Below are 7,082 nucleotides of genomic sequence, written 5' to 3' on the forward strand. Positions count from 1 at the left end.
ATTTTTTAATTTATCTTATATGGGACTTTTAAAATTAACATCAATATATGGCGTTCAATTATTGTTGTCAATAAATACTGCATAAACGTCCACATAAGACTGCATAAACGTCCACATAAGACTGCATAAACGTCCACATAAGACTGCATAAACGTCCACATATACAGTTATAAGTTAATGATTTTAAACAGTTAAATGTGTTCTAAAATTATAAAATTATAAAATTATTAAAAAGAGGGGAGTCTTAAAAACTGCCTATGTACTCGCTAAAGCTCGTACTTTATTGAAGCTCGTTCCTCGCTTCGAGGGGCAGTTTTTAACTAATTTCAGTACTACTTATAAAATCAAAAAAACAGGACTATGACACTCGCTTTACTCGTGACTTTTCAAAAGCAAAAGCAAAAGCAAAAGCTTCAAAGTTCGCACCCATTCGGGATGCTCTATACCTACCGTTTAAAATCGAAAGGGAGTTTGTAATCAAGGAAAAGACAGGGACGAAATTTTTATAATGCTCAATCGCTCGTAGACACTCGCTCGGTTTTTACAACATTAAACAATTGATTTAAAAAACTTTTAAAAAATAAAGTAAATATAAAAAGCCTATTCAACAATGAATAAGCTTTCAGAAAAACATTCAACTAAGTAATTTTGGCATGTAATCTAAAGCAACAGGATCTCTAGTTTTAAAGTAGGCTGTTGCACATTCAGGTATCCAAATATCATCAACAAATTTAATAAAAATAGGTAATAAATTATTTTCATATTGCCTAGCATCTACTTGATTTCCATCAGGAAATTTATGTGAATACATTTTAAATTTATTTTGGAGTTCTGGGTGATTTTCTTGCAGAAATTTTGAAAATCTTTTACCAACACTAACATCTGGTCTAATTTCTTTACCTGTAAATGCTTTATTTGGAATTGTATAACCTACTTTTTCAAATCGACCATATAAACGAATAAATAACTCACTGATTACTGAGAAATAACCTTTATCTGTTCTATCCCAATTGTCATTAAAACGAACAATAAAATTAGGTGTTTCAAGACGATTAATTCCAAAACTACCAGTTTTACGAATAGATGGTATTACTTCCTTAGTTACCCATTTTCTAAACTGCTTGGCTGAAGGTTTTTTACTTTGAAATACCAAAGCATATAAGCCACTTTCGGAAACAATATTAACTTTTCTTAACTGACCTGCTATACGGATTTGGTATAGCTGCTTTTCATCATCATCTAGTGATGAAACTGCACGAGGAACGTTTTGAATATCTAGGAGCTTACAAACTTCACTTGCGACAAACCAAACTTCACCTTCTATTTGAATGGTTGTTAAGTCATCTAAAATACGTTCATCATTTTCATATTTAAATATTTGTAATTGCATTTTTCCTCTGCCAATATCTAATTTATCAACTGCTTACGATACAACCTATCATATATAAGTCTACTATTGGTTTTCTAACCGTAATATTCAATTTCTCGTATAGCAGAGCATCATAATATTGATATAAAAAACATCATAAATCATTTTATTACATTAAAATTAATGCAAAAGTAAAGAAAAAATCTTACAATTTGTTTATATATGTATTGTTTGGAGCACTAATTATGCCAGCAGTCAATTTTAATATGCGGTTAGACACTGAATTAAAAGACAAAGTTACCCCAATTTTGGAGGATTACGGTTTAACTATGCCACAGGCATTTAAATTGTTTTTGAATCAAATTGCTAAAACGAAAACTGTTCCATTATCCTTTGATTATGCAAGGGAAATAACTTTAACCCCTAAAGCAACAGTAAAGTTACTTCAATCTCTTAAAGAAATTGAAAGTGGCGAGTACACCGAGTATGAAACGGTAGAAGAAGCAATCAAAGCAATGTCGGAAGAAGCGCATGGCTAAACGTAAAATTCTCGTTACCAGTTCTTTTAAACGTGATATTAAAAAGCGTTATTTGGAGTTGGTAACGGCTGAATGGGCAGAAGTTCTAGATTGCTTAGCAGAAAGTCAGCCATTACCTGAAAAATATTTAGATCATCCGCTAAAGGGTGGAGCAGAATTTAAAAATTGTCGTGATTGCCATGTAAAGCCTGATTTAGTCTTAATTTATAGACTTGTTGGTGAAGATATATTGGAACTACATCAGTTAGATAGTCATTCAGAAATTTTTGGATGAATAAATTATTCGTAAACATTAGATTTGTTATTTAATTCAATATCTTATATAAAGTAATATTTGATTTTATAAGAGTTTTTAATGGAACAGAATGTTTGGGATGAACGTATTTTTTTACAACCTAAAAAAAAGGATGATGTACGTAACGAATCGGAACGTGATTATGCCAGATTAATACATTCAGCTGCTTTTCGTCGTTTACAAGCAAAAACTCAAGTATTAGGTCTTGGCGAAAGTGATTTTTATAGAACAAGATTAACTCACTCTATGGAAGTTGCGCAAATAGGAGTAGGAATTGTTCGTTGGTTGAAAAAAGGAACATACGATAATAAACCCTCTAATGAGGTTTTAGAAAATATTTTACCTAAATCATCTTTGATTAATGCCATTTGCTTAGCTCATGATTTAGGACATCCTCCATTCGGACATGGTGGAGAAGTAGCATTAAATATTTGCATGCGTGAGTATGGTGGTTTTGAAGGTAATGGACAAACACTACGAATATTGTCAAAACTAGAAAAATACACTGAAAAAAATGGTATGAATCCAACAAGAAGATTACTATTAGGTGTATTAAAGTATCCTGTCTCTTATAGTATTGTTTGTAATAATGAGTCTTATGGTAATGTTCCAAGTACTAAGTGGTTAGCTAAGGCTAATGAACAAAAACCGCCGAAATGTTATTTAGATACTGAAAAAAGTTTGGTTGATTGGATATTTAAAGATTTATCATTAGAAGATGTCAAACAATTTACTAGTTTAAGTCAATATGAGCCTAAGAAACATCTGAAGCCCAAGTTTCATAGTTTAGATGCGTCTATTATGGAACTAGCAGATGATATTTCTTATAGCCTACATGACTTTGAAGACGCTATTTCATTAGGCTTAATAACTTCAAAAGAATGGAATAATTATAACGAAGGAAAAGAAAAGATTTTTAATGATTGTGATTTTGTCTTAAAAGACTTGAGTGATGAATTATTTAATTCAGATACTTATGATCGAAAATCTGCTATAGGTCAGCTAGTTCATAAATTCATAACAAAGATTGTACTTAAAGAGATAAAAGAGTTTGAAGAACCATTATTACGGTGGAATGCAGTCTTATTAAAGCCATTTGAAGTGTTAAGAAAACATATTTTTGACCTAGTCTATAAAGAGGTCATCAAAAGTCCAAATGTTCAATTATTAGAGTTTAAAGGACAAAAGATAATAATAGAATTATTCGAAGCCTTATCATCTGATCCAGAGCGCTTACTACCTAAATCAGCTCTTAATAATTATAAAGAAGCTCAAGGTGATGAGAATAAAATGAGAGTAATTTGTGACTATATAGCTGGTATGACAGATGAATATGCAACTAGATTATATGAAAAAATTTATGCTCCACATAAAGGCTCTATATTTGATCAGATGTGATAACTCATAAACAGCTCGATCCTTTGAAATATGGCTTTAGCCATGTTTCAAAGTCGGGCAACTTTGCGCTTGCTGTAGTCTGATTAGTAATGAGAAAAACCAAGCAAAGTACCGATCAACTAGTATTTTTTAGGGTCGATCTGACACCAGTCATAGGTTTTTTCTTTGACGTTATTTGGTTCAAATGAGTAACACGGCTTTTTCGTCATGATTCTGACGAGTGTTTCTCCATCATCAACTTTGATTTGAAGGGCATATTGTTCTAATGCTTTCTTATCTGCTCTGCGCTGTTGAATTTCATCAAGGCTCGGCACATACAAAAATATAGCCAAAAGCAACACGATAACCAAAGCCACAAAAGTAGTGGCAAAAAACAGGATGAATTTTGCATTTAGTTTAGCTGCAACTTGATTTAACTGCTGAATACTGTTGTTTAATGCGCCTGTATGCTTCTTATTTGCCTTCTCTAGTGATTGTTCAGCCCTATTAAGTACTCCACTAGATACTTCATTGTAAAATGTTTCTAATCGCTTCTTATCGTCTGCTATGGCTTCTCTGTATTCTTTCATGGATGCCAATAAAATATAGAGCTGGTCATCTAAGTCATCATTTGGGTTGTTCATCGTGACCATCCATCATTATCTAAATTTCGTGATGCCTTACGGTTTGCTTGCTCGGCTCGTTGTTTGTCTAGGTCTTGTTGTCGCTGTCTTTCTGCTTGGCGTTCCAGTTCTAGGAGTTTTGTTTCTTGGTTCTTCTGCCATTGCTCAAAACCTTGCTCGACACGGCTTAAACCACGCTGTAAAACGCTCTCTTTCTGCTGTTTTTCTTGGTTAAGCTGTTGGGCATTCTGCTGTTTTACATTGTCATTAAAACGGCTGATTTCAGTGTCTATGCCTTGTCTGCGTAATTGGGTGACTTTAGTGCCTTCATGAATGGTGGCTTGTAGTCTGTTGTTCTGATCAGCATAGCTGCGGTGATCTATTTTTTCTTTATGCCCTGCGCGTTCCAGTGCCCGATTGGCTAGATTTGCCCATGTTCCTCGAATGTATTTAATATCTTCTTGGGTTGTTCCCATTTCTAGGCTTTTGCGCTTGGCATTACTGAGTTCAATATCTGCTTTGGTGGTTAAGATAAGTTTATTGTCTGCATCTAATTCAGCTTTTCGGGTGGTGAGCATGATATGGGCATGATGGTTTTTATCGTTACCGCCTTTGCTCGGTTCGTGAATAGCTAAATCTGCGATGACCCCATAGTGATCAACAAGGGATCTAGCAAAGTCTTTTGCCAAGTCCCGACGTTGATCGGGATTTAATTCATCAGGTAGGGCAATGATCCATTCTCTAGCAGTTCGGGCATCTTTGCGGTTTTCTGTTTTTTCTGCCAAGTTCCACAGTTCATTACGGTCAATTTCAATATCTAGATTAGACAGAATTTCAGAATGGGAGACACCGTCCTTTCTCGTAAAATCATGCGTCAATCCTGTACGCTCATCTTTGAGTTTTTCCCCTGCACGATAAGCACTCGATGCAACCGCAGTTCGTCCCGAACTTCGGTTAACCGTTTTAGTGGAACAGTGATAAATTGCCATGCCTTCGCCTTGAGATGCTTTTGCTTTTAAAAATTGCGTAGCAGTTTTTGGGGTTAAGGGGATGCCCCTTACGCAAACTTTGACTTGGATGAAATCCAAGTCGTAAGTGCGCATTTCATGAAAAACACGATAGCATATTACCCGCTTGAATTTCAATTCATAGGGTCTTATGCTTGAGTGGTTTTCTATATCCTGAAATTAACCGTTATGACAAAATCTGCTGAAAATATTGAAAAGAAAATTGAAGCCCAATTAGAAAAGCTGAAACAGTTAAAAGCCCAAAAACAGGCTATCGAAGCAAGAGAAAAAACCAAGCAAAAGGAACAGGAAAGAAAGGACGATACAAGACGTAAAATTTTGCTCGGTTCTTATTTAATTAAAAAGATGCAAAGTAATGAAGCCAACAAAGAAAAAATACTTACGGAACTTAATGAATATTTAACTGAAAATAGAGATAGACAGCTTTTTGATTTACCCGATATTGAAGCCTAATTTTTCTTGGCTCTTTGTTTTTCTTGTTCGGCTTTATACTCTGGAATAAGCTCATTTAAGACCTTTTGTATGTTTTCCTTATCCTCGATCTGCAAATGATCTCGATAGTAAATTAAGTTCTGTATTTTGCTTTCCATCTGCATTTTTTCAGTGGGTTCGGCATGTTGGGATAGTCGGGATAATAGGAAGATATAACCGCAGATATTCTCCCTCGCAATTTCATAATTAACTATGTCGGCATACTCAATTTGAACGCCTTGAAAATTGGCTGTTAGGTTCTCCAGTTGCATCATTATTTAAATCCTGCTTTCTCTAAAATTGGGTAAAGCTCTCTAAATTTTTCAGGCTCTAAAAGCATGTCAGCAATACGGATCGCAAATTGTTGAAAGCTTTCTGTACCTTGTGAATACTTACTCATTTCAGGCATTTCTGACATTTTATTAGCGAATAAATGCCGTTGTGCATCGGTCATTTTGATAAAAAAGTCTGGAGTATTTGGGTCTCGTTTTGAATTTATCTGTTTTTTTAACTTAGCCACTTTAAGCTTAAATTTGAATGAAAAGCCTGTAATCGTTCGTCCCCGTTTATGTTGTTCGTATTCAATTTTATAATCAGAATATTGATTCACTTGGTCTACAGCCACATCTAAGACGCGTTTTTTAAAATCAGCAGTCATTTTATATTGTTTTTCTTCTACACCTAATTGCCCCCGTAACTGTTCTATTTCAATAAATGGAATATGCCCTACATTTTTCCATTTCATTAAGAGTTCAAACAATCTAGTGGCGTAGGTACTGGTAAAGTCGGTAGTTTGAGACAAGTAATAGCTTGTGAAATATTCTTTTGAATTAGCAACTAAGAGGACAACATCACTGGTAAGTTGAAAGTGTAATAACCCCTCTGATTCTGTATAACCGATCTTTTGTACCCATCGTGATTTCATAACGGTTGGTATATCGCAATCTCTTAGCTTTTTAGGACGTTTAAGGGTGTATTCCCTACCAAACTCCAAGCCATATAAGGTGTATGAGAAATAGCGTAAAAACAACCGTTCTGATGCTTCTTTTAATGCTCGATAAGCTACTGAGCCATCAACCTTAAATTGTTCAGCATATTCCCCTGCATGTATGGTGAGAACTGTATCACTGGTGATCTCTTGGTGCTGATTATTGGCTTTGACCAAAGCCAATCCAATTAAGCGTTGCTCTACTAGACTCAAGGTATAACTTGCATCAATCAGGGCATTATTTTTAACAACTAAATCGTTTGCCATTTTTTAATTTATCTTATATGGGACTTTTAAAATTAACATCAATATATGGCGTTCAATTATTGTTGTCAATAAATACTGCATAAACGTCCACATAAGACTGCATAAACGTCCACATAAGACTGCAT

9 protein-coding genes are annotated in these 7,082 nt (G+C 34.6%); 4 read left to right on the forward strand and 5 right to left on the reverse strand.

Translation table 11 applies throughout. From position 1 onward, the window contains the following. Positions 1–634: 634 nt before the first annotated feature. Positions 635–1,390, reverse strand: a complete 756-nt coding sequence (locus FTU82_RS15110; protein ID WP_179991678.1) for a Bro-N domain-containing protein — start codon at positions 1,388–1,390, stop codon at positions 635–637. Between the two features lie 224 nt (positions 1,391–1,614). On the opposite strand from FTU82_RS15110, the gene FTU82_RS15115 reads away from it, so the two are divergent. The 3 genes from FTU82_RS15115 to FTU82_RS15125 all read left to right on the forward strand — a co-directional run bounded on the left by FTU82_RS15115 (position 1,615) and on the right by FTU82_RS15125 (position 3,601). Then, a complete protein-coding gene (locus tag FTU82_RS15115; protein WP_179991677.1) occupies positions 1,615–1,908 on the forward strand; it encodes a type II toxin-antitoxin system RelB/DinJ family antitoxin in 294 nt (97 codons plus the stop codon). Next, positions 1,901–2,182 (forward strand): type II toxin-antitoxin system YafQ family toxin, encoded by a 282-nt coding sequence (locus FTU82_RS15120; protein ID WP_179991676.1) that lies wholly within the window; start codon positions 1,901–1,903, stop codon positions 2,180–2,182. The genes FTU82_RS15115 and FTU82_RS15120 overlap by 8 nt, the downstream gene beginning before the upstream one ends. A gap of 81 nt (positions 2,183–2,263) precedes the next feature. Continuing rightward, the gene (locus FTU82_RS15125) at positions 2,264–3,601 is read left to right on the forward strand and encodes an anti-phage deoxyguanosine triphosphatase (protein WP_179991675.1); all 1,338 of its coding nucleotides are present in this window, start codon (positions 2,264–2,266) and stop codon (positions 3,599–3,601) included. 119 nt (positions 3,602–3,720) lie between these two features. Here FTU82_RS15125 and FTU82_RS15130 read toward each other — a convergent pair whose 3' ends face one another. Then, positions 3,721–4,224 (reverse strand): hypothetical protein, encoded by a 504-nt coding sequence (locus FTU82_RS15130; protein WP_179991674.1) that lies wholly within the window; start codon positions 4,222–4,224, stop codon positions 3,721–3,723. Further along, on the reverse strand, positions 4,221–5,192 hold the full coding sequence (gene mobQ / locus FTU82_RS15135; protein WP_179991673.1) for a MobQ family relaxase: 972 nt from the start codon (positions 5,190–5,192) through the stop codon (positions 4,221–4,223). Before mobQ ends, FTU82_RS15130 begins: the two co-directional genes overlap by 4 nt. Before the next feature lie 207 nt (positions 5,193–5,399). On the opposite strand from mobQ, the gene FTU82_RS15140 reads away from it, so the two are divergent. Next, entirely contained in the window at positions 5,400–5,684 is a 285-nt protein-coding gene (locus FTU82_RS15140; protein WP_179991681.1) for a mobilization protein, read from the forward strand. Here FTU82_RS15140 and FTU82_RS15145 read toward each other — a convergent pair. Continuing rightward, positions 5,681–5,977 carry a hypothetical protein gene (locus tag FTU82_RS15145; RefSeq protein WP_179991680.1) on the reverse strand — a complete coding sequence of 99 codons (297 nt, stop codon included), beginning with the start codon at positions 5,975–5,977 and terminating at the stop codon, positions 5,681–5,683. The genes FTU82_RS15140 and FTU82_RS15145 overlap by 4 nt on opposite strands. Beyond that, positions 5,977–6,957: a replication initiation protein RepM gene (repM, locus tag FTU82_RS15150; protein ID WP_179991679.1), complete on the reverse strand. Its 981-nt coding sequence runs from the start codon at positions 6,955–6,957 to the stop codon at positions 5,977–5,979. The genes FTU82_RS15145 and repM overlap by 1 nt, the downstream gene beginning before the upstream one ends. Positions 6,958–7,082 lie beyond the last annotated feature (125 nt).

This window comes from Acinetobacter sp. YH12151 (assembly GCF_013418355.1).
In the GTDB taxonomy this organism is placed as follows: Bacteria; Pseudomonadota; Gammaproteobacteria; order Pseudomonadales; family Moraxellaceae; genus Acinetobacter; species Acinetobacter pseudolwoffii.